The sequence below is a fragment of the Mycolicibacterium arabiense genome, from assembly GCF_010731815.2.
Taxonomy (GTDB): domain Bacteria; phylum Actinomycetota; class Actinomycetes; order Mycobacteriales; family Mycobacteriaceae; genus Mycobacterium; species Mycobacterium arabiense.
Window position 1 is genome coordinate 225,057 of record NZ_AP022592.1, and the last position, 21,715, is coordinate 246,771.

Annotated in this window: 17 protein-coding genes; 6 read left to right on the top strand and 11 right to left on the bottom strand. The window is 67.3% G+C overall.

Translation table 11 applies throughout. From position 1 onward, the window contains the following. Positions 1-140: 140 nt before the first annotated feature. From mycP to G6N61_RS00875, 7 genes are all read right to left on the bottom strand, one after another. On the bottom strand, positions 141-1,547 hold the full coding sequence (gene mycP / locus G6N61_RS00845) for a type VII secretion-associated serine protease mycosin (RefSeq protein WP_235887082.1): 1,407 nt from the start codon (positions 1,545-1,547) through the stop codon (positions 141-143). Further along, positions 1,508-2,884 carry a type VII secretion integral membrane protein EccD gene (gene eccD / locus G6N61_RS00850; protein WP_163916322.1) on the bottom strand — a complete coding sequence of 459 codons (1,377 nt, stop codon included), beginning with the start codon at positions 2,882-2,884 and terminating at the stop codon, positions 1,508-1,510. Before eccD ends, mycP begins: the two co-directional genes overlap by 40 nt. A 53-nt stretch (positions 2,885-2,937) precedes the next feature. Beyond that, positions 2,938-6,966, bottom strand: a complete 4,029-nt coding sequence (gene eccCa / locus G6N61_RS00855; RefSeq protein WP_163916325.1) for a type VII secretion protein EccCa — start codon at positions 6,964-6,966, stop codon at positions 2,938-2,940. 238 nt (positions 6,967-7,204) lie between these two features. Next, on the bottom strand, positions 7,205-8,101 hold the full coding sequence (locus tag G6N61_RS00860; RefSeq protein ID WP_163916327.1) for a LysR family transcriptional regulator: 897 nt from the start codon (positions 8,099-8,101) through the stop codon (positions 7,205-7,207). 166 nt (positions 8,102-8,267) lie between these two features. Beyond that, positions 8,268-8,750: a nitroreductase/quinone reductase family protein gene (locus G6N61_RS00865; RefSeq protein ID WP_163916330.1), complete on the bottom strand. Its 483-nt coding sequence runs from the start codon at positions 8,748-8,750 to the stop codon at positions 8,268-8,270. A gap of 45 nt (positions 8,751-8,795) precedes the next feature. After that, positions 8,796-9,992, bottom strand: coding sequence for an acyl-CoA dehydrogenase family protein (locus G6N61_RS00870; RefSeq protein ID WP_163916332.1), 1,197 nt, complete (start codon positions 9,990-9,992; stop codon positions 8,796-8,798). Between the two features lie 124 nt (positions 9,993-10,116). Further along, positions 10,117-10,869 (bottom strand): 5'-methylthioadenosine/adenosylhomocysteine nucleosidase, encoded by a 753-nt coding sequence (locus G6N61_RS00875; protein WP_163916335.1) that lies wholly within the window; start codon positions 10,867-10,869, stop codon positions 10,117-10,119. Positions 10,870-11,292: 423 nt separating this feature from the next. Between G6N61_RS00875 and G6N61_RS00880 the strand changes: the two genes are divergently transcribed. Beyond that, entirely contained in the window at positions 11,293-12,075 is a 783-nt protein-coding gene (locus tag G6N61_RS00880; protein ID WP_163916337.1) for an SDR family NAD(P)-dependent oxidoreductase, read from the top strand. Between the two features lie 39 nt (positions 12,076-12,114). On the opposite strand, the gene G6N61_RS00885 is transcribed toward G6N61_RS00880, so the two are convergent. Beyond that, positions 12,115-12,891: a carbonic anhydrase gene (locus G6N61_RS00885; protein WP_163916339.1), complete on the bottom strand. Its 777-nt coding sequence runs from the start codon at positions 12,889-12,891 to the stop codon at positions 12,115-12,117. A gap of 404 nt (positions 12,892-13,295) precedes the next feature. On the opposite strand from G6N61_RS00885, the gene G6N61_RS00890 reads away from it, so the two are divergent. Beyond that, complete coding sequence (locus G6N61_RS00890; protein ID WP_235887083.1) at positions 13,296-14,609, top strand: NlpC/P60 family protein; 1,314 nt, start codon at positions 13,296-13,298, stop codon at positions 14,607-14,609. Between the two features lie 8 nt (positions 14,610-14,617). Here G6N61_RS00890 and G6N61_RS00895 read toward each other — a convergent pair whose 3' ends face one another. Next, the gene (locus tag G6N61_RS00895; protein WP_163916343.1) at positions 14,618-15,256 is read right to left on the bottom strand and encodes an RNA polymerase sigma factor; all 639 of its coding nucleotides are present in this window, start codon (positions 15,254-15,256) and stop codon (positions 14,618-14,620) included. A gap of 227 nt (positions 15,257-15,483) precedes the next feature. Here G6N61_RS00895 and G6N61_RS00900 point away from each other — a divergent pair, with 227 nt between their 5' ends. The 3 genes from G6N61_RS00900 to G6N61_RS00910 all read left to right on the top strand — a co-directional run bounded on the left by G6N61_RS00900 (position 15,484) and on the right by G6N61_RS00910 (position 18,585). Next, positions 15,484-16,041, top strand: a complete 558-nt coding sequence (locus G6N61_RS00900) for a TenA family protein (RefSeq protein ID WP_163916345.1) — start codon at positions 15,484-15,486, stop codon at positions 16,039-16,041. A gap of 209 nt (positions 16,042-16,250) precedes the next feature. Next, positions 16,251-17,618 carry an FAD-binding oxidoreductase gene (locus G6N61_RS00905; RefSeq protein ID WP_163916347.1) on the top strand — a complete coding sequence of 456 codons (1,368 nt, stop codon included), beginning with the start codon at positions 16,251-16,253 and terminating at the stop codon, positions 17,616-17,618. Between the two features lie 127 nt (positions 17,619-17,745). Further along, a complete protein-coding gene (locus G6N61_RS00910) occupies positions 17,746-18,585 on the top strand; it encodes an MOSC domain-containing protein (protein WP_163916349.1) in 840 nt (279 codons plus the stop codon). A 132-nt stretch (positions 18,586-18,717) separates the two neighbouring features. Here G6N61_RS00910 and G6N61_RS00915 read toward each other — a convergent pair whose 3' ends face one another. Continuing rightward, complete coding sequence (locus G6N61_RS00915; RefSeq protein ID WP_235887084.1) at positions 18,718-20,013, bottom strand: TetR/AcrR family transcriptional regulator; 1,296 nt, start codon at positions 20,011-20,013, stop codon at positions 18,718-18,720. A gap of 509 nt (positions 20,014-20,522) precedes the next feature. Next, entirely contained in the window at positions 20,523-20,684 is a 162-nt protein-coding gene (locus tag G6N61_RS00920; protein ID WP_170314443.1) for a hypothetical protein, read from the bottom strand. A 414-nt stretch (positions 20,685-21,098) separates the two neighbouring features. Between G6N61_RS00920 and G6N61_RS00925 the strand changes: the two genes are divergently transcribed. Beyond that, complete coding sequence (locus G6N61_RS00925) at positions 21,099-21,710, top strand: CGNR zinc finger domain-containing protein (RefSeq protein WP_163916353.1); 612 nt, start codon at positions 21,099-21,101, stop codon at positions 21,708-21,710. The last annotated feature ends 5 nt before the right edge of the window (positions 21,711-21,715 follow it).

A 21,715-nucleotide genomic window follows, 5' to 3' on the forward strand; every position in this document is an offset into this window, starting at 1 on the left:
CGCGGGCGTTCCGGCGTCGAATAGTGCTCTGGTTCATCGGTCATGGTCGGAAGCACCTCGGTTCGTGGGTCGAAGCTTCGTGGGGTGGTGGGGTGCGCAGCCGGGGTTCCGTGCGCCACTCGTGGCGGTCTCTTGTCATCTCACCCTTGCCTCGGCTTCTTGATCACCACGACGGCCAGCACTGCGAGTAGCGCACACACGCCCATCACCGCCGCGACGACCTCGAGAGCTCGGCGACTCTCGGCATCTCCCCCTGGCGCGGCAACGATCGGATGACCCGTCATGACGCTGCGGCCCTGAACGTCGGGGAGCACCTCGTCGGTCAACGCGGCGACCGGATCGACCACCCCGTACCCCGTCGCAACGTTCGGGCCGGCGTCCGGGGTTTGGGCGGTTCGCTTGATACGTGTCATGACGTCTGCCGCCGACATGTCGGGGAAACGGGACCGGACCAAGGCCACGACGCCGGAAACCAGGGCCGCGGCGAAGCTCGTCCCGTTGATAGCCACCAGTTCTCCCTGCGCGTTCTGCGTCGCGTTCGTCAGTCCGATGCCGACGGAGTTCAACGACGTCACCCTCTCGCCGGGGGCAGCCACGTCGATCCACGGTCCGTGCAGGGAGAAGCCACTGGGCTGACCGTCGGGGGCCACCGCACCGACGGCCAGCACGTAATCACCGAACCAGGCGGGACTGGCCGTGGTGGATACCGAGTTCCAGGCGTCGGCCGACGACCCGTTGGGGTCGCGCACCTCGTTCTGCGTCCTGCACAGGCCCTGCGCACTGACGTTGCCGGCGGCCGCCACGACGACCACGTTGCGCTCGAACGCGTAGCGAACGGCTTGGCCGAGTGCAATGTCGTCAACCCCGACACCCACTGGTGCGCAGGCGACTTCGGAGAGGTTGATGACGGTGGCCCCCAGGTCGACGGCGTGCACGATCGCCAGCGCGAGGGTGAAGGTGTTCCCGTAGCCCGACGTCAGTGCGTTCGGGTCGTCCCCTCCGGAGCTGTCGCCCTGCACCGAGAACGAGGCACTGTTCTGACGGATGGAGATGATGGTCGCATCCGGCGCAACACCGGCGAAGGCGTCGTCCGGGCTCGGTGACGCTGCGATCAGCCCGGCGACGAGCGTGCCGTGCACGTCGCAGTCGACGAGTCCATCCGTCGTCGACACGTAATCACCACCCGGTTCCAGCGCCGCGAGCCGGGGATTGCGTGAAACACCGGTGTCGATCACCGCCACGCGCTGTCCGGCGCCACGCGAGAAGCGCCAGGCGCCCGTGTAGTCGAGCATCGCGTCGGCTGCCGGTGTCTGCTGGAACTGGCTGCCGGGCGCTACGGCACCCGAGCCGCACATGGACTTCTGCTCGGTCGGATTCGGAGGGACGACCGGTCCGGTCGGGGGCGGGCCCGGCGCGATCACCGGTGGGTCGATGGCGTGCGCCGGCCCCGGAGCCAGTGCCGTCGCGGCGATGAACACCACCACGGAAAGCAACGCAGCGCCGCGCGTCACGATGCGCCCGCCGAGCCGTCGCACCCGATTGCCCACGCCGCCAACGGGATCAGTGCTGCAGCGCTCAGATAGTTCAGATACGCGAGCACGGTCACCATCCGGCGTGACGCCGGGGCGGATTCGGCGCGGGCCCCGATGATCACGAACGCGACGGCAGTCACCAGCAGCAGCGCGAACGCCGCCACAGGCATGGGCTCATCGCCGCCCTGGGCACGCCAGCAGGCCAGCACGACGAGCGCCACCGCCGGGATGCCCAGTCCCATCCGCTCGGCCGCCGCGGCGACGGCGTGCGCGTAGAGGGCCAGGGCGGTCGCGACGCCGAGAGCGAATGCCACGGCGGGCCACTGCAGTGGCACGGGCTCGAGCAGGACCGCCGCCGCACCCAGCCCTGCGCTGCTCGACAGCGCGGTGTACAACGCCGAACGCGTCACCACCGCCTCGCGCACACGCTCCCAAACATCAAGCGGTGTACCGGGAACGGAGTCGTCGTCGGGCCGAGCGACCTCGGTCGGCCGGGGTCCCATACCGTCCAGACCCGACGTGAGGTGTGGCACTGCCCGACAGGCCAGGGTGCTCGCGACGGCCACAACCACACCCACGGTGGCAGCGTCGATGCCCGCAGCGCTGGCCGCGGACGCGACCCCGGTGAGGCCCACCACGCCCCCGGCGGTCAGGTATCCCCAGCGCCCGCTGCCGATGATCCGGAAGAACGCAGCGGCGAGGACCAGCACCACCAGGCACCCCGCAGCAAGCCCGTAGACACCCCATTCCGGGGCCCACGCCGCGATCATCGCCGCCGCGATCGGGAGTGCCGCCCAGCCCAGTGCCGCTCCGATGCTCCGCTGACCGTAGGTCCGGTTCGCCAGCGCGCCCGCACCCACCAGCGCCAGGATCCACGCGATCGATACGCCCGTGATCGCCTTGAGGTTCGGGGCGAACACGGGGCTCAGCAGGAAGTAGATCCACGCCGCTGACGCCATCGTCACCGCGGCGAACGTCATCGCGCGCGCGGCCTCGGCACCCCACCCGACGTGTGCGGCCTTGTTCAGTTGCGCAGCCGCGTCGACGACGTCGTCGAAGAGCGTGGGCACGGTCAGGGCCGACATCGCCCGGAAGCTGAGCAGTTCACCGTCGATCACGCCGGCGTCTCGCAGTGTCGCATCGGGCACCAGCGACTCGTCGGCGTCGGACCGCCGCAGCACCCACAGGTCGCGTGTGCCCTCCTTCGCGGAGCCGTCGCCCGCCTCGTCGGACCGAGCGGTCCCGTCGGACTGCATCAGCTCGACGAGCAACGGTGTCAGGCTGGCGATCGGAATATCGAGGGGCAGCGCCACATCAACCTGGGTGTCGTCACCCCGCAGCGAAAGTCTCACTCGCGCAGGGGCGGGTGTCACCACTCGCGCCGTCTCGGTCTCTCGTCCCGCGCTCACTGGTCGGGCATCCGGGACAGCTGGATGACGTCGCTTCTCGTGGTTCGCGAGCTGAAAATGCCGCGGCCGGCGGGCATCTGCTGGGCCTTGAACCCGAACAGCGCGCCCTCCTCCTTGGTGCCGCTCATGACCAGACCGTTGCAGGAGAGGTCCTTGAGTCGTCCGATGATCGGGTCCATCATCGCGCGACCGGCGCCCCCGATGCGGCGCGCGACGACGATGCGCAAACCGATGTCGCGCGCCTGAGGAAAGTACTCCACCAGCGGGCCGAGGGGGTGGTTCATCGATCCGCCGGGAATCAGATCGTAATCGTCGATCAACAGGAAGATGTCGGGGCCGTGCCACCAGTCGCGCGCCCGGAGTTGCTGCTGGGTGACGTCGCTCGGCGGCAGTCTCTCCTTCAGCGATTCCGCGAGCGCGGTCATCAACTCACTCAATGTCTGTGCGGCGGTGGCGTATCCGGCGAGGTAGTCGTTGTCCACGACACCGAGCAGCGTGCGCCGGAAGTCGACGAGGATGATCTTGCACTCCTGCGGTGAGGCGTTCTCCATCACACCGGTGGCGATGTTGGCCAACAGCCCCGTCTTACCGCACTCGGCGTCACCGAAGACGACCAGATGGGGCTGAGCATCGAAGTCGAGGACGACGGGCGCCAATTCGGACTCGTCGATGCCGATGGCCACCTTCGCCTTGTCCAGCGCACCCGCTCGCCTGGCGGCCTCGACGACCGAGGTGCGATCGACGTCGTGCGGCAACATGCGAACCCGCGGCGCCTCCCGATCCCCGTAGAACTGCCGGACCACGTCGCACGCGTCGGCCACACCGGCGGGCAGGTTCTCGACGTCGGAGCTGGAATCCAGCCGAGGCAACCCGATCAACAGGTGCAGCCGGTCCGGGCTGATGCCGCGGCCGGGTCGACCGATCGGCACCAGGTCGGCGAATTTGCGGCCGATGTCGCTGTCCATCGTGTCGCCCATCCGCAGCTCCACACGGGTGCCGAGCATGTCCTTGACCGCGGGTCGGATCTCCATCCAGCGACTGGCCGTGACGGCCAGGTGAATTCCGTAGGACAGACCGCCGATCGCGATCGCCTGCAGGGCGGGTTCGAGCATGTCGAAGTCACTTCTGATCGTCGCCCAGCCGTCGACCACGAGAACGAGATCGCCGAATTCGTCCGCACTCAGCGGATCCTGCGCGGCGACGTCCGCCGGCATCTGCGCCAGGCGCGCCTTGCGCTGACGGAAGTCCCGCATGGATTCGATCCCGAGATCCCGGAACCGCAGTTCGCGATCTCTCAACAATCCCGTGACCTCGGCGATGGTCCGCCGAATGCGGTCGCCGTCCATGCGCCCGGCGACACCGCCGACGTGGGGCAGCCCGGCCAGACTGCCCAGTGTCCCGCCACCGAAATCGAGGCAGAAGAACTGCACCTGCTCGGGCGTGTGGGTGGCTGCGGCCGCCATGATCAGGGTTCTCATCGCCGTCGACTTGCCCGATTGCGGACCGCCGACGATGGCGACGTTGCCGCGGGCGCCGGCGAGGTCGATGACCAGTACATCGCGCCGCTGATCATAGGGACGGTCCACCACCCCGATGGGGAACAGCAAGCGCCCGTTGGCATTGCGCGGGTCGTTCCACGTCGAGTTCGGCAGCAGCGCGTTGACCGGCGGGCTCTCCTCCAGTGGTGGCAGCCACACCTCGTGTGCGGGCAGCCCGTGCCCACGCAGCCTCCCGACCACGACGTCGAGAAGGGTGGTCTTGGTGGGACCCTGCAGCACCTCGGGTCCCGTGTCGTCGGCGGACTCGACGGGCGTCGCCGCTGGCGTCGGATCCCTGTCCACCGGCGTGGCGGTGAACAGCTTCGGCGCCCGCGCCCCCAGTCTCGACGCCCGTCCCGTGCCGGAGAGCGCCTTCGGTTTCACGTATTCACCGGAGACGTAGGAGGCGTTGAAGCGGACGGGCTGGTCGGCGTCGCACTTGAGGAACGCGGAACCGGGAACGCTGGGCAGGTGGTACGCGTCCGGAACGCCGAGCACGGTTCGCGATTCGCCGGCCGAGAAGGTCTTGAGTCCGATTCGGTAGGACAGGTGCGAGTCCAGGCCGCGGAGCTTGCCCTCCTCGAGTCGCTGCGACGCGAGCAGGAGGTGGATGTGCAGGGACCGGCCGAGGCGGCCGATCATGACGAACAGCTCGGCGAAATCCGGTTTCTGAGACAACAGTTCGGAGAACTCGTCGACGACGATGAAGAGCGCCGGTAGCGGGTCCAGCTGAGCGCCGTTCGTCCTGGCCCGTTCGTACTCCGTGACGTTGGGGAAGTTACCGGCCGCGCGGAGAAGCTCCTGACGCCGGTTCATCTCGCCGGCCAGCGCGTCGCGCATGCGGTCGACCATCGTCAGCTCGTCTTCGAGGTTGGTGATGATGGCGGCGATGTGGGGCGCGCCGTCCAACCCGAGGAAGGTCGCACCGCCCTTGAAGTCCACCAGGACCAGATTGAGAGCCTCCGGCGAGTGCGAGGTGATCATCGCCAGGACGAGGGTGCGCAGGAACTCGGACTTGCCCGAACCGGTCGCGCCGATACACAGTCCGTGCGGTCCCATGCCACCCTCGGCGGACTCCTTGATGTCCAGCTCCAGCGGCTGACCCGACGGGGTGTAGCCCACGGGGACTCGAAGTCGTTCGCGCGCTGTACGTTTGCGCCACACCTCGGCCGGAACGATCTCCGCGGCGTCAGGGATCTTCAACAGCGACATCAGCCCGGGGTCGGTGGCGCGCGCGTCGGCGCCGAGGTTGACGATGTGCGCGGCGCCGCCGGGTCGGTAACGACTCAGCGCGCGGGCCGCGGCGTTCGCCTCGGCGACGGTGATGAGATCCGCGGTGGCGAACCGCTCCACCCCCGCTGCCGTCCGGGCACCGACGTCACCGTCCTCGACCACCAGTTGCAGACCGCGTCGTGACACCACTCCGTCGACAGGACCGTTGAGGTCGAGGACCGTCACGCTGTCGAGACCGGCATCGGTGCTCAGGCGTTCGTCACCGGTGACGTAACCGTCGTCGATGACGACGACCAGATGCCGCAGCCCCGCCGGCATCTGGGCGTTCCGACTGAAACGACCCCGTTCCGCCAAGTCGTCGCCCAGCAGGTTCTCCAGCAGCTCCAGCGAGGGGAAGAGCATCCTCAGGGTGCCGCATCCATCGCGCACCGACTCGTGTTGCGCGTGCGGCAGCCACTTGACCCAGCCCCACGTCTCGCTGTCCGGATCAGCCGTCACCACCGCGACCTGGAGATGGTCGGGACCGTGAAACGTGCACAGCTCCAGAATCATCGATCGCAGCAGCTGCCGACTCAGGTCGCGATCCCCTTCGAAGCTCAGGATCGGAAAGGCGCGCAACGACACCGCTGTCGGAAGAGCGTGCACCACCGAGTGCGCCGTCACGAAACGCCGCAACGCGATGGCGGACACCGGTTCGAGGTCCTCGGGCGGCCCCGTCTCGGGGGCCATCAGCCGAGTGGCCAGCCGGTGGGTGCCGACACCGACGCGCGCGTGGCAGAAGTCGGTATCAGTGGGGCGACGCTCCCACATGCGGCGTGTTCCCGCTAAGTCGGCGAGCGTGCGCGGGTCGGGATGGCTCCACTCCAGCGCCGCCCGCTGGCTGTCACCGGTCTCCTCGGCGTCCCCGCGGAGGTCGGCCAGATAGCTGAAGTAGTCCTTGCGCTCCTCGTTGAGTTCTGCCGCCGCCTTGCCTCCTCTGCCTCCTCCGCTCGCGAACATGCCGGCCATCGACATGACCATCATCATCGGAAAGATGAGAAAGGTGGGATTGCGCGTCAAGTCTCGACCACCGACGGTCACCATCAGCGCGATCATGCCCACCACGGCCACGATCATCACCACGGGCATCAGCTTCGTCAGCAGGCTGCCCGGCACGACGCGCGACACCTCGGGTGGCGCTTGCAGAGTCACTTCGCCGCCGGGCATCCGAGGCGGTGCGATGCGCAGCCTCCGGACGAAGCCTTCGCTAGCCAACCGACGACCTCGGGTACGGACCGATCGTCGGCGAGTCGGTCCGGGTGCCGGCGCCGGCACCGCTGCGATCGAACATGGTTGGGGGCCTTCGAGGTCGAGGGAGTACTTGGCTCAGCGCACCCGCTGCTGCATCTGAACAACCTACCCAGTCGGCCCGTTCCCGCACCCGCCGCGGCATGACGGTTCTTTCTACGCCCCTGCGATTATCCGAATACCGCCTGCATGCGCCGCAGCAACATCATCCTGCGTCGTGCGCAGACCGCCACGGCGCGTCGGCGTGGTGTAGATCGGCGAGCAGCCATCGGACGAGCGGGTCCGACGGGGCCGCGACCATCGCGACCAGATCGCGCTCGACCTTCGGGCGCAGGGACCTGATCACCGCTGCAGGCACAGCCGTCGCCGCCGATAGCGGCGCGATGGTCACACCCATTCCGGCGGCGGCCAGTTGAACTGCGGTACGCGAACTTCGGGTGCGCAGCACTACTCTGAGCCCCGTCTTGGTGCGAGCTGCGAGCGCGTCAACCCACACCGCCATGTCGCTGCCCACGTCGTAGTGCACGAACGGCTCGGCAGCAAGCGTGCGAAGCGATACGGCCGCCACGTCGTCGAACTCGTGCCCCGGCGATGCGACGACGACCATCTCCTCCTGGGCGAAGATCTCGACGGGCACGTCGCCTGCCGGGGCCGGATAACCCATGGCCACGTCGATCGCACCGGACTCGATCGCCGCGATCACGGCGTTGGTGCCGGTGAACTCGGTGAGCTCCAGTTCAACCTCGGGGCGCCGGGATCGCCACCGATCCAGGAGCGGAACGAGCACCCAGCCGGTGATCGACTCGGAACAGGCGATCCGCAGCCGGCCCGCATCGCCCGCGGCAACCCGGCGTCCCACCTCGAGGGCCCGTTCGGCCGCCTGCAGGGCGACACGCGCCTCTGCCGCACTCGCATGCCCAGCCGCCGTCACACGCACCCCCCGCCACAGACGTTCGATCACCGGTGCGCCGAGCTCCCTTTCCAGACCCGCGATTTGATGCGACAGGGCGGGCTGCGACAGATGCAACGAGGCCGCCGCGGCGCTGACCGAACCGTGTTCGACCAACGCGGCCAAACACTCCAACGCGCGCAATGTCGTCATCCCTCGAATATAACGAGGGCTGAAAGGATCACTCGCGTCTCGAAGATTCCGACGCCCGATGAGCAGCGCTCATCAGATGCAGCCGATTGATGCTCGACATAGATTCGACGAATGACATCTCTGCGAATACCGGAGTGCCTGGTGGCGTTGGTGGAACACGGCTCGGTCAGCGGTGGCACCGACCCAGATCGTGACAGGGCGTCAACGTCACGATCGGGATCCGACGTCTCTTACGCGCCTGACATATCCGGTACCGGTTGAATGCGTTGTCGTTCACCAGGTCCCACAGCCGTTCGTAGTCAAGATCGTCGAAGTGGACGACCTTCGCGGTGGCGGGCATGCGATGGCCGGCCACGGTGATCTCGACCCGATGGTCGGCTCTGATGCGGTGGTACCAGCGTGGTGACCACGGTTCGCCGTGGTTCGACGCGACGACGACGTACTTCGAGGCGTCGATCGCGTAGACCAGGCTGTCGGTGTTCATGGGACCGGTCACGGATCTCATCGTGTGCAGGAGCAAGAACGGCGGGCCGACCGACATCCACGGAAGCCGTTGACCGATCCGACCGCGGGTGCCCTTGTGGATCGCGTCGTGCAGTCGCACCAGCGGAACGCCCAGATAGCGCTCCAGCAGCGGGATGTTGCTCATGATGTCTTCTCCTCCCCGACACTTCGAAGCCGGTGGCGGTCGTCCTCACACCATCGGGGTGATGGGCTCGTCGATTCCGAGTAGCGCGCGGCCGTACACTTCGGCGGCGACTGCGGGATTGGTGACCGCGTGTCGGCTCGCGACTTCGCTGTCGCGCCAGATGCGCTGCAGCGGATTGCTTTCGGCGAACGATCCCGAACCCTGAACTGTCATCAGGATGCGTACGGCCTCCCGTGCGTGAACGATCGCCTCGGCGGTGTGCATCTTCAGTCGGGCGCGCTCGAGCGGGCTCGGGGTGGTGGTCGTCGCTCCGGCCTCGTCCACGGCCCGGACGACACCGACGGCCAGCGTCTCCGCGAGGTCGATGTGCTGCGCGGCGTCTGCCATGGCGACTTGGGTCGTGGTGGCGTCCACCGCGCGCTGGTAGATCGTGCCGGTGATCGACTTGCCGTCGAGTCCGTCGCGGACGAGTTCCCAGGCGGCGGCCGCTAATCCGAGCTGGGGACCGACGAGATCGGTCGGTGCTGCCGTGGCGAAGGGAACCCGATACACCGCGCCTCGCGGTGACGAGGCGGCGAGCCGACCGGACATCAGCATGCTCATCGGGATGAACCGGTGCGACGGAATGAACACGTCGTCGGCCACGACGGTGTTGGATCCGGTGCCCCGCATCCCCGCTACGTGCCAGGTGTCCTCGATCGACACCTCTGCGACTGGCAGGACGGCCAGTCCGGGTTGGTCGCGCCCCCGGGGTGCGCCGGCCCCCAGGAAGAGCCACTGTGCGTGCCAGATTCCCGAGCAGTAACCCCAGCGTCCGGTGAGCCGGTAACCGCCGTCGGCCGGCACGACCGCCCCGGACGGGGCGGTGACTCCGGCGATACGGGCATGGGGGTCCGCGTCCCAGATCTCGTCCTGGAGTTCGTCGCCGCACATTCCCGCGAACCAGGCCGCACCGGACATCAGGCTGGCCACCCAGGCCGTCGCGCCGTCCCCACGGCCGAGCTCGCGCATCACGGCGAGCTTCGTCTCGAAGGTCTCCTCTAACCCGCCGTGCCGCATCGGTTGCATCAGCCGGAAGAGTCCGGCGTCCTCCAACGCGCCGATGACCTCGTCCGGTATCCGCCGATCGGCCTCGATCCGGGCGGCGTTACCGCGGAGCAGGGGCACGAGCCCTGAGGCGACCGCCACGAGACCTTCCGACGTCTGCTCGGGACGCTCTGGTCTTTCGGTGGTTCCTGCCACGTCAACCTCACTCTCACGGCCACCGCACCCGCCTCGCGGCGTCGACAGTGGCACCCGACTGCATCCTATTGGGTTATCGACCCCAAATTAGCACCAGTCCCTGGCAGCTTTCCAAGATGCGGCGTCAGATGACCGGCAACAGGTGGCGCAGGATTCCCGCCGAAGTCTCGGCCACTTCCTCGACGAACCGGAGGAAGTCGAACCGGGAATCCCGACCGGCGAGATCGGACAGTCCACGAATCACCAACCAGGGAATGCCGAAGGACTCGGCCACCTGCGCGATAGCGCCGCCCTCCATTTCGACTGCGCGGCCGTTGAATTCGCGGTGCAGTCGGTGCCGGACCGACTCGCTGTGGACGTATTGATCTCCTGTCAGGACCGTACCGTAGGCGATCCGCGGAGTGCGGCCGTTCCCGCCCGCCGCAGCCGAAAGCGGAGCCATCCGATACCCGTCCAGGCGCGCGGCAACCCGCTTCAGCAGCTCGGGGTGAACGCGGTAGCCCAGCCGATCGGTCGGATTGATGAAGGGCACGTGGCCGGCCTGATAGACGTGTGTCTGGGCGTCGTCGACGAGTCCGGCGTCGTGCTGCACCACCCGATCGGCGATCACGACGTCGCCGATATTCAGGTCCGGGTCCAATCCCCCTGCCACGCCGGAGAACAACAGCGTCGTGCACCCGAAGCGATCAGCCAGAACCGTCGCGATGACGGCGCCGTTGACCTTGCCCATACCCGAACCGACCACGACGACGTCGCGCCCGTCGAGGGTGCCTGTGGTGAACTGGGCGTGGGCGACCAGCCGCGGTCGCGGGTGGGTTAGCAGAGTCCGCACGTAAGCAAGCTCCTGGGTTATCGCACAGATCACGCCAACGGACACGGCTCAGTGTGACCACGAACGCCGTTGTCGTGCAACGTCGTGCCGCTTATGGGAAGCCATAACCGTGGCTACCTCCCTCCCGCCGAGCCTATTCCGGCTTGCGTGGTTTGTGGAGTTTGAGTTGCGCTCAGCGCAACCGAGGCTCCACAAATCGCACGTCGCGACTACTCGCGGGCGTTGTTGACGATATCGGCCTCCGGTTGTCGGCCATGACGGCCGGAACCGGGGACACGGGCGTGAATCTCGGTGGCCGTCACCGCCCATCGAGGGGCCCTATCAACCGTGGTTATGCGATGCCCAAAGCAGCGTGCATCGAGCACCTTTAGACTCGAAAGCCATTGGGTGGCACGCTCGTTTTCACGAGGGGCGACGGCTGTGCACGACACCCTCCGACTCGGCACGCCATCGGCGTAGGAGGCTCTCGTGGAATCGACCACCACCGGCTCGACTGGGCAACTGCACGGGCTGGTCGCCTTCGTCGCCGGAGCTACCAGTGGGATCGGCAGACACACCGCCGAGTTGTTCGCAGCCGAAGGCGCGCACGTCGTGGTGGGAGGCCGACGACAGCAGGAAGGCGCGCAGGTGGTTGCCGCGATCAACGCGCAACGGGCACGTGCATCCGCCGTGTACGAGCCGCTTGACGTGACGGATGAGGGTTCGGTTGCAACAGCGGTGGGACACGCCGTGAGCCGATTCGGCCGACTCGACATCCTGGTCAACGCCGCCGGTGGTTCCGGGCCCGCCGACGGGCCGGTCACGACCGCGTCGCTCGATCAGGTCTGGCAGAACATCAACGTCGATCTGTACGGCTGCTTCCTGATGTGTCGCGCCGCCATTCCGCACATCGCGCGATCGGGAGGTGGATCGGTCGTCAACATCGCGTCGCTCGCGGGTCTCGGTGCCACCACCGGGCGTGACGGCTACACCGTCGCCAAGGCCGGCGTACTAGCGCTCACCACGTCCACGGCCCGTGAATTCGCCCCACAGAGGATCAGGGTCAATGCGATAGCTCCGGCGGCTGTGCGCACCGACCGGATAGACGAGTTGATGAAGCAGAGCGCCGAAGTGCGACAGACCATCGCCAAGCAGACCCTCGGCGTCATCGAGCCCAGCGAAATCGCCCATGTGGCAATGTTCCTGGCGTCCGAGCGGGCGCGCAGCGTCACCGGCCAGGTTCTGACCGTCAACGGTGGCCTCTTCGATTAGCAGGCAAGCGACCCGTCGTCCACGACCCGCGAGCCGGGTTCAGAGGAGTTGGACCTGCCCGTTGTCGAGGTTGTAGTACGCGCCGACCAGTTTGACCTTGCCCTGACTCTCCAACGGCCCTATGACGGGTGACTGGCGGAGCTGGTCGCGCACAAGGGCGACGTTCTCGAGGACGGCGTTGGTGATCCGATCGCCTGGTTTCCCGGCAATCCGTTGGACCGCCGGCGACAGGGCGTCCTCGAGGAAGCCGAGATCGTCGGCGTCGGTCTTCTTCTTGTCATAGGCCCCCACGGCCGCGGTCAGGGCTCCACAGCGTTGATGTCCGAGCACCATCAGCAGCGGGGTGTTCAGCTCAGCCACACCGAATTCCAGACTGCCGGTGACGGCCTTGTCCAGCACCTCGCCAGCGCTGCGAACGACGACCAGATCGCCGAACCCCCGGTCGAAGATGAGCTCTACAAGCACCCGCGAGTCCACGCAGCTGAGAATCGTGGCGAACGGCTTCTGTGACGTCCGCACGGCGAGGCGGCGATCCACGTTGTCGTCGGCGCGCTCGAGATGGTCCGCTGCGAAACGTCGGTTTCCGGCGACGAGCAGCGCCAGCGCCTCGTCGCCGTTGGCTGCCAGTGGCGCAACGGTGGCTCCACCAGCCGGTGTCGGGGTCGACGGGTCGGCCGTCTGCGGTACGGCGGCGGTCGTCGAACCTCCCCGATTCGGGGACCCGCACGCCGCTAGCGCGAACGCTCCCGCCGCACCGAGCCCACCGGCCAGAGTGGACAGGAACCGACGACGAGACGGGTCGTTCGACCTGGGCATGAGAACGTCCTCCAAAGATGTTGGCAGTGACCGGTTCCTGCAGTTACAGCATCGTGCATACAGTATCCGATCGAAGTCGGCGGGCCCGACTCCTATGGTGGGCACACGTCCATTCAGACCGCGAATGACGCGGTCGGCGGAGGTCATCGAGCCGTTACGCGCGCACCCGGCACGCAACGGCCGCGAGCGCGTTTTCGAGACCCGATCGTGACGCCTCGGGGCTACCGCAAGGGTTGACGCCGTAGATCGTAAACACCTACATCGCTAATGGTCTAGTTCCTATACAACATTAGCTGGAGGTCGGTGTGATGGCGTCGATTCGCGATGGTGGCACACCCGGCGCCTCGAAAAGGACTGCGATTACTGCGTGCAACCGGTGTCGCGCAGCGGCAGTCGTCGCGCTCGTGCTGGTCGGTGGTTGCGCCGCTCTGCTCGACGCCGATCACGTCGCCCATGCCGAGCCCGCCGGCAGCACAGTGGATCTGGTCGTTCAGGTGGCCGAGTCCGAACAGCGCCTCCACGACCTCGGCGCCTCGATCCAGCAACGGCAGGAGGAGGTGAACCGGGCCATCGCCGATGTCGGTTCCGCCCGCGACACCGCCGCCGAAGCCGGGCGCAGAGTGGCCGAGAGCGCGGCGGCGGTCTCGAGCGCCCGGTCCGCCATTGACGAGGCTCAGCGACGATTCGACCGCTTCGCCGCGTCGACGTACGTGCACGGCCCGTCGGCGTCCTATCTCGCCGCCGGCAGCCCCGATGACCTGATCGCCGCGGCAACGGCGGCCCAAGCCCTTCCGGTGGCCTACACTCAGACGCTCACCGCCCTCCGACGGTCCCGTACCGAGGCAGCGAACGAAGAATCGGCGGCGCGATCGGCGCAGCGCGAATCCGACGCCGCGGCAGTCGAAGCCGTACAGTCCCAAGCGGACGCCGTTGCGGCACTGACGTCGACCCAACGTGATTTCGCTGCCGAACACGACGAAGTGGCAGCCCTCACCGCGCGCCGCGACGCCGCCCGAACGCGTCTTGCGGCGCAGCCGACCGCCGGCCATGCGGACTGGGACGTGGTGGCGGAGACGGATCACCCCGCCGCGAGAGCCGATCAGTGGGACACGACGTTGCCGATGGTGCCGAGCGCCAACGTGTCGACGGATCCGTTGGCGGTCGTCAACTCGGTGTTGCAGATCGCGTCCACGTCCGCCCAGACGACCGCCAACCTCGGCCGGTCGTTCCTCGCGCGGCTCGGCATCAACCTCGGGGGGGTCTCCGGCGCGGACGGGAGCGGAATCACCAACGGCGCGATCCCCCGGGTCTACGGCCGTCAAGCTGCCGAGTACGTGATCCAACGGGCCACGTCCCAGATCGGCGTCTCCTACTCGTGGGGAGGCGGTAACGCCTCCGGACCGTCGCGCGGAATCGACTCCGGTTCGCGAACAGTCGGTTTCGACTGCTCGGGAATCGTGCTCTACGCCTTCGCCGGAGTGGGCATCAAGCTACCCCATTACTCCGGTGATCAGTACAGGGCCGGACGCATGGTGCCGTCATCCCAAATGCGCCGTGGTGACGTCATCTTCTACGGCCCGAACGCCAGCCAACACGAGGCCCTCTACCTCGGGCAGGGCATGATGCTCGAAGCGCCCTTCACCGGCTCCGACGTTCACGTGTCACCGGTGCGGACGTCCGGAATGACCCCGTATGTCACGCGTTTCATCGAGTACTGACCTCGGCCTCATACCGCTCCCGTCAGGTAGTCCTCCAACGCCTCCCTGATGGCGGCGCGCCCTCGATGAAGCAGTACACGTTGATTCGCCGTGCTGATCTCGAGTAGCGCGCACGCGTCGGCGGCCTCCAGCCCCAGCATGTCACGCAGCGTGACCACGGCCCGCTGCCGCTCGGGAAGCCTGTCGAGTTCGCGCCGCGCCACTGCGATCAACTCGTTACCGAGAACGAAGCCCTCCGGCGTGTCCGGAAAGGCGACGAGCGGGTGGGCGGTCCGCCAGTGCCCGGAATAGGCGAGCCCGGAGGCGCGAATGCGGGCGGGATCGACGACCCCCCCGGTGAAGGCCAGCATCGCGAGGTCCGCGTGGCGCCGCTCGCGCAGCCCGCGTCGTTTGGCGACGTTGGTGAGAACCGCGAAGAGCCAGGTACGCAACGACGACCGGCTCTCGAATGAGACGATGCCCCTGAGCACTGCGATCCACGTCTCCTGCACGACTTCCTCGGCGATTTCACGGCTGGGCACGTAAATTCGTGCGGCCCGGAGCATGGCCGCCGTGTGCAGGTCGACGAGGTCGGCGAACGCGGATTCATCGCCGCCTCGCAGCGCGGCGACCAGGGCCGCGTCGTCTGCCTCCGATGCCCTCGTCATAACGGTCGAGATGCTAGCCACGGAGGGATCGCGGCGTACTCCTCGGCCGATGAGCCCGGTGAATTCCGCGCTTTCGCCGCGCGAACCAACGCCGCGGGCGGCGCGATCAGTAGGACCCGTCGCAGCGCCCATATGAGCGATCCCCGTTGCCACGCAATGCTATTCACCTGCGCATGTCGAGCCGGCCCACACGCGCGATCCGACGGCCGTCGACTAGCCTTCACGGCATGCTCGAGTCTTTGTGGGACGCTGCCACGCGCCACCCGTTCCTCACCCACGTGCGCGAGGGCACCATCGCCGACTCGGATTTCGATCGATGGCTGGCGCAGGACGCGCTGTTCGTCGCCGACCTTCTGGCTTTTCAAGCACGTCTGCTCGCCCGCGCGCCACGGTCGGCTCAGCCGGTGTTGGCGCGGGGGTGCGTTGCGGTCGTCGAGGAACTCGAGTGGTTCGAGTCGCACGCCGCTCGACGTCGGATGGATCCGGCCCAGCCCCCACTCGACGCCACTCTGGCCTACCGCGCGCTGCTGGGAAGGCTCGACGCGGCACCCTACGAAGCCGCCGTGACCGCGCTCTGGGTGCTCGAGCAGGTCTACCTGCTCGCCTGGCAACACGCCGCCGCCGACGCCTCCCCGTTCGCGACGTTCATCGAACACTGGACGGCGCCGGAGTTCGCGACCTACGTCGGCGACCTCGCCGGCCTGGCCAGTCCCCGTGGGCACGACGATCTGACCGCGGAGGTCCTGACTCACGAGGTGGCCTTCTGGGATATGGCACTGACCTGATTCGGCGCTCCGCAAGCCGGCTCCCCATGACGAGCCGGTATGGTCTGGGTTGACCGTCCCACCGCTGATCGCGACGTCGCGACCGCTCGGTACCGGCAATCAACGCGGCGAATCGCTGCCATGCGGAAGATTAATGAAGCATCCGTCGATCCTCTGCGCGCTCGCCCAATCGGCACCGAATGCCGCCCGGCGCCTCCTAACATCGAACGATGAGCGCAGACATGCTGGCGGACCTGAACGCCGAATTGCCCGACGGCACCGTTGTCACCGACCCGGACATCGTCGCCTCCTACCGGCAGGACCGTGCCGCCGACCCGAACGCCGGGACGGCGGTCGCGGTGGTGCGGCCGCGCCGCACCGAGGAGGTGCAGACCGTCATGCGATGGGCCACCGCGCACCGGGTGCCGGTGGTGCCCCGTGGAGCGGGCACCGGATTGTCCGGCGGCGCGACGGCTCTCGACGGCGGCATCGTGCTGTCGACCGAGCGCATGCGCGACATCACCGTCGACCCCGTGACCCGCACCGCCGTCGCCCAGCCGGGCCTGCTCAACGCCGAGGTCAAGAAGGCCGTAGGCGAGTACGGACTCTGGTATCCCCCCGACCCGTCGTCGTTCGAGATCTGCAGCATCGGCGGCAACATCGCGACCAACGCCGGCGGCCTGTGCTGCGTTAAGTACGGCGTGACCACCGATTACGTGCTGGGGCTGCAGGTCGTGCTCGCCGACGGCACGGCGGTGCGGCTCGGCGGACCGAGACTGAAAGACGCCGCGGGCCTGAGCCTGACGAAGCTCTTCGTCGGCAGCGAGGGCACGCTCGGCATCGTCACCGAGGTGACGTTGAAACTCCTTCCCGCGCAGCCTCGGGGGTGCACCGTCGTCGCGTCGTTCGACGACGTGGACGCCGCCGCCAACGCGGTCGTCACCATCACGGGCAAGATCCGGCCCTCGATGCTGGAGTTCATGGACAAGGTGGCAATCAACGCGGTCGAGGACAAGCTGAAGATGGGCCTGGACCGCAACGCGGCCGCGATGATGGTCGCCGCCTCCGACGACCGGGGTCCGGCAGGCGCGGAGGACGCCGATTTCATGGCGAAGGTGTTCACCGAAGCCGGTGCTACGGAGGTGTTCTCGACCGACGACCCGGACGAGGGTGAGGCCTTCGTGGCCGCTCGCCGCTTCGCGATTCCCGCGGTCGAGACGAAGGGTTCACTGCTCCTCGAGGACGTGGGGGTGCCGCTTCCCGCGTTGGCGCACCTGGTGTCCGGCGTCGAGAAGATCGCCGAGCGACACTCCCTGATGATCTCGGTGATCGCGCACGCGGGCGACGGAAACACCCATCCGCTCATCGTCTTCGACCCGTCCGACACCGGCGAGGCGGAGCGCGCGCAGGTCGCGTTCGGCGAGATCATGGACCTGGCAGTCGGACTCGGCGGCACCATCACCGGCGAGCACGGCGTCGGCCGCTTGAAGCGACCGTGGCTCGAGGGCTACCTGGGGCCCGAGGCCATCGAGCTGAACCGGCGGATCAAGCACGCCCTCGATCCCGACGGCATCCTCAACCCCGGCGCGGCGATCTAGTTCAACGCGGCCCGTGACGGCCGGAGGGTGTGGGCGACGCCATTCGCAACGGGTCGCTCAACCCACAATCAAGATCGAAGCCGGGTTGCGGGTATCGGCGGAGGTGTCCCGGCACTAAGGTTCTTCCATGGGTTCTTCCACGGGTCCTTCAGCCGCCCAGAACCACCTTCGCGTGGAAAGTCTGCACCGCTACCCGGTCAAATCGATGCTCGGCGAGAGCGTCGACGTTCTGTTCGTCGACGACCAGGGCGCCGAAGGCGATCGCCGCTTGGCGCTGATCGACGCGACCACCGGCCGGGTGGCCAGCGCCAAGCAGGCCCGACTGTGGCGCGACCTGCTCAAGTGCAGCGCGACGATCGAGGGCGACCGGGTGCACATCCGACTGCCCGACGGCACCACGGCAGTGGCCGACCAGGACGGTATCGACGAGATACTCTCCCGGCTGCTCGCGAGGCCGGTCCGCTTGCTGGACAGCCGCCCCGACGGAGCCACGCTCGAACGCGCCGACCCGGATCAGGTCCTGGAACGCGGACTCGACGCCGAGGTCGACGCGCCCCTTCTGGAGTTGGCCCAGGCGACTCCGGGGGACTCCTTCGTCGACCTTGCGCCCCTGCACGCGATCACCACCGCGACCCTCGCGCAGATCGGCACCGAGGCGCAGCGATACCGGCCGAACCTCGTGATCACGACACCGCCCGGTTACCCCGCCTACGCGGAGAACGAGTGGACGGGACGCACGCTGATGGTGGGCGGCGTGCAAGTCACCGCGCTGGGTCCCACACCTCGCTGCGTCATTCCGACGCTGGAGCACGGCCGACTTGCTCGGGCCCCGCACGCGCTGCGCACCCCGGTGACGGAGAATCGCGTGCAGGCCTTCGATTTCGGCGTGTTGCCCTGCGCTGGAACCTATTTAGCGGTGAAAGTCGAGGGCGCCATCCGCACCGGCGAGCAGGTATCGCTCGGTTGACGCTGTCCGAATCCGAAGACACGAACGGGCAGCCCTACCCGGATGAACTCGTTCACGGACGATGCGACGAGCGTTTCGGCGCCGTCTGCACCGCACCGGGCGTCCTCGATTCGGACCCGTTCTCCTTCGCCGTCACTCGGCGGCCGGGGCGCTGACGGCCGCGCCTGCCGGTTTCTGGAACGAGGTCACGTAGTCCACCGCGGCGACCAACAGCACGGTGGCCGGTTCGACCGAACCCATGGCGTGGCTGAGTGTCGCACCGCCCTGGTGCGCCGTCAGCAGGCTGACCGCCAGGTGTCGCACATTCGCCTCGGCGGATAACTCGCCGCGTCGCACCATGGACGTGAGGCCGTCCCGAAGTCGTTGCAGCCACTCGTCGTAGCCGTCGACCAGCGCGTCGACGAGAGCGCCGTCGGAGTCCAGGAGCTCGGCGGCAAGAGAGCCGTAGGGGCATCCGCCGGCCAGGTACACCGTTCGGGCTTCTCCGATACAGTCGTCGCGCCAGGCGCGCAGGTCGTGCATCGTGGCCAGCGCCCCGAATTCCACGCGGCTCAAGCAATCCTGCACTCCTGCGCTGCGCACCGCGATGACCTGCAATGCCAGATCTCGTTTGTCGACGAAGTAGTGGGACAGTTGGGATCCGCTGACGCCGACGCTCTTACGTACATCGTCGAGGCTGGTATTGCGGACACCGCGCTCGAACATCAGCTCGGCGGCGCCTTCGACGATGCGCCCCCGCGTCGCCAGACCCTTGCGGGTGAGTCGCGGCTCCGCCGGATGAGCTCGTGCCGCTCGCGGTCCTCGCGGTTCCCACGGTTGGCGGAATCTCCCTGGTGCGCGTTCAGTTGGGTCGCTGGCGAACATACGCAGGTAATTGACGATGAACCGCAGCGTGCTCGCCAACGGCCAGGCCCGGCGGTGGGTGAAGCTCACCAGGCACCCGCCCTGGTGCGCGGCGACCACGACCAGCGCTAGCCGGCTGGGATCGGCGGTTGATACCAGAACACCTTCGGCCTTCATGCGGCTGAGCCGATCTTCGAAGAACTGCACCCACCGCCGGTATCCTCGGGCCACGGCCGCACGGGTGCTGTCATCCGACTTCGCGAGTTGACCCGCTAACCCGTGATAGGTGGGACGTCCGCAATAGCCGAACCTCCGCAGGGATCGCACGTTGACCTCGACCCAGTTCTCCCATTCCTCCCACGTTTCGAGGTTTCCCAGACTCGGCGTCTCGTGAATGCTCATGACCAGGTTCATCTGACGGTCGAGGACAGCTCGAATCAACGACTGCTTGCCGTCGAAGTAGTGGGTGAGCTGCGACCCACTCACTTCGGCGCGAAGACGCACTTTGTCCAGACTCAGCCCCACTAGACCGTCAGCGAGGATGATCTCGGCGGCGCACGTCAGGATTCGCTCACGGGTGGCCACCCCCTTCAAGGTCAAACCATCTGTCCGAGTGGGTTGTTCGGCGGTCATCTCGATGCGACGCCGATGCCGCGAGGGACGGCGCCGGCGGCGTCCGCCTCGGCGCCCCATGCACGCAGCGCCCGTCTCGCCCGATTCATCATCCCTCCTGGACGTGTACGCGGATCCGTGTCGCCGATACGAGTGGGGTCATATACCCATTCTTCTAGCTGGGCGACACCGGATAGTTTAGTACCGACAGGGACGTGCGTTCACGGAAGTCGATCGTGTTCACCGTCGGGTGAATGACGCATGAGACACGTGGTTATCGGCCGCCATGCATGCTGCACCCCCGCGCTCGCAGACGCCCAATCGAGCCCGGGTTCGACAGTGGTTCGACCCGAGCAATGGGTTGGATTGCCCCATTCACAGAGGAGAGTCGACGGTAGCGCTCGACGGCTCGGCGACGCGGGAGGACAAGCGAGCATCGGACACCCGAACCGGGTGTCCGATGCTCGTGCCGCGTTGCGGCGTCAGTGATGAACGGTCGTGTCCACGTGCGGTACGTACACGTTCGGCTGAGTGATGATGACCCAGCCGTGGTGTCCGATGTCGGCCTGAGCGGGCCCTGCAAAACCCAGCAGCCCGGCGGTCAGGGCACCGGCAACCATGGACGCGATCCCGAACTTCTTCATGGGGACTTCTTCAACTCGTGTGTTCAGTTGTGCTGGCGGAACCGGCAACCGTGGTGGCCGACTCTCAATCGGTGGGAAGGCGATCCGTTCGGATCTACTAATGGTAGCAGCACACCTTTAGCATTAATTCCAACGCGGTGACTTCCCGATTCACAGCGCTGACATGCTGCGTGGTTGGCGTGCACCCTCGACTGCAGCACCGCCTGGAGGTGCATCCGCACCGAATGCGCACTTCAGAGGTCGATTACCGCGACGATCACGGCGGTAAATCAACCATCCGGGCGACGAAGGCCCGCCCTCAGCGGCGATCGATGATGGGCGCAACATCCCTAACGGTCACAAACTGGCGTATCGTTACTAACAGTTCCATCACCAAGTCAGCCCGGCTGCTCCGAGACCACGTCTGGAGGGACGATGTCACCAACCTCAACGAGCTCGCATTCGTCCGAACCGCTGCCCATCCTGTTGGCGAACACCGTCTCCATCGCCCGCGGCCGTGTCGAAGACGCCTTGGCCGACCCGTCGAAGGTGAACGGGTGGGTGGGTACGACCGGCGAGCAGTTCGCGCTGTTCCCGCCACCGTCGAGCACCGAGCACATCGACGAGTCCGACGCCGTGCGCCTCGTGTCCCTACGCGACGCCGTGCGGCGGCTGGCCGCGGAGAAGACCAGGGACCCCCGGACGCTCGGGCAGTCGCCCGTCACCGATGTGGCCACGGCGACGTCGATCCTCAACGCGAGCGCCGCGCTCGGCTCGGTGTGGCCGGAGTTGCAGTGGCACGGTCCTGAGGCCTTTCGCCGCGACGTGTGGGCCGACGGAACGTACGTCGATGCGCTCACCACGATCATCGCGCGTCAGACGATGGAGTTGATGACGAGCCCACAGTGGGATCGGCTCCGGCCCTGCCTTGCTCCCGGTTGCGCGTACTTCTTCGTCAAAGACCATCTGCGGCGCCAATGGTGCGCGGCGGCCTGCGGCAACCGCGCGCGCGTCGCCCGTCATGCGCAACGACACAGCACGGACTGAGCGGC

Bases quoted from the DNA above. Each gene is read 5' to 3' on its own strand.
- G6N61_RS00900 (WP_163916345.1), top strand. From the start codon at position 15,484: ATGCTCGAGTCTTTGTGGGACGCTGCCACGCGCCACCCGTTCCTCACC.
- G6N61_RS00895 (WP_163916343.1), bottom strand. From the start codon at position 15,256: ATGACGAGGGCATCGGAGGCAGACGACGCGGCCCTGGTCGCCGCGCTG.
- G6N61_RS00920 (WP_170314443.1), bottom strand. From the start codon at position 20,684: ATGAAGAAGTTCGGGATCGCGTCCATGGTTGCCGGTGCCCTGACCGCC.
- G6N61_RS00910 (WP_163916349.1), top strand. From the start codon at position 17,746: ATGGGTTCTTCCACGGGTCCTTCAGCCGCCCAGAACCACCTTCGCGTG.
- G6N61_RS00885 (WP_163916339.1), bottom strand. From the start codon at position 12,891: ATGCCCAGGTCGAACGACCCGTCTCGTCGTCGGTTCCTGTCCACTCTG.
- G6N61_RS00925 (WP_163916353.1), top strand. From the start codon at position 21,099: ATGTCACCAACCTCAACGAGCTCGCATTCGTCCGAACCGCTGCCCATC.
- G6N61_RS00905 (WP_163916347.1), top strand. From the start codon at position 16,251: ATGAGCGCAGACATGCTGGCGGACCTGAACGCCGAATTGCCCGACGGC.
- G6N61_RS00865 (WP_163916330.1), bottom strand. From the start codon at position 8,750: ATGAGCAACATCCCGCTGCTGGAGCGCTATCTGGGCGTTCCGCTGGTG.
- G6N61_RS00860 (WP_163916327.1), bottom strand. From the start codon at position 8,101: ATGACGACATTGCGCGCGTTGGAGTGTTTGGCCGCGTTGGTCGAACAC.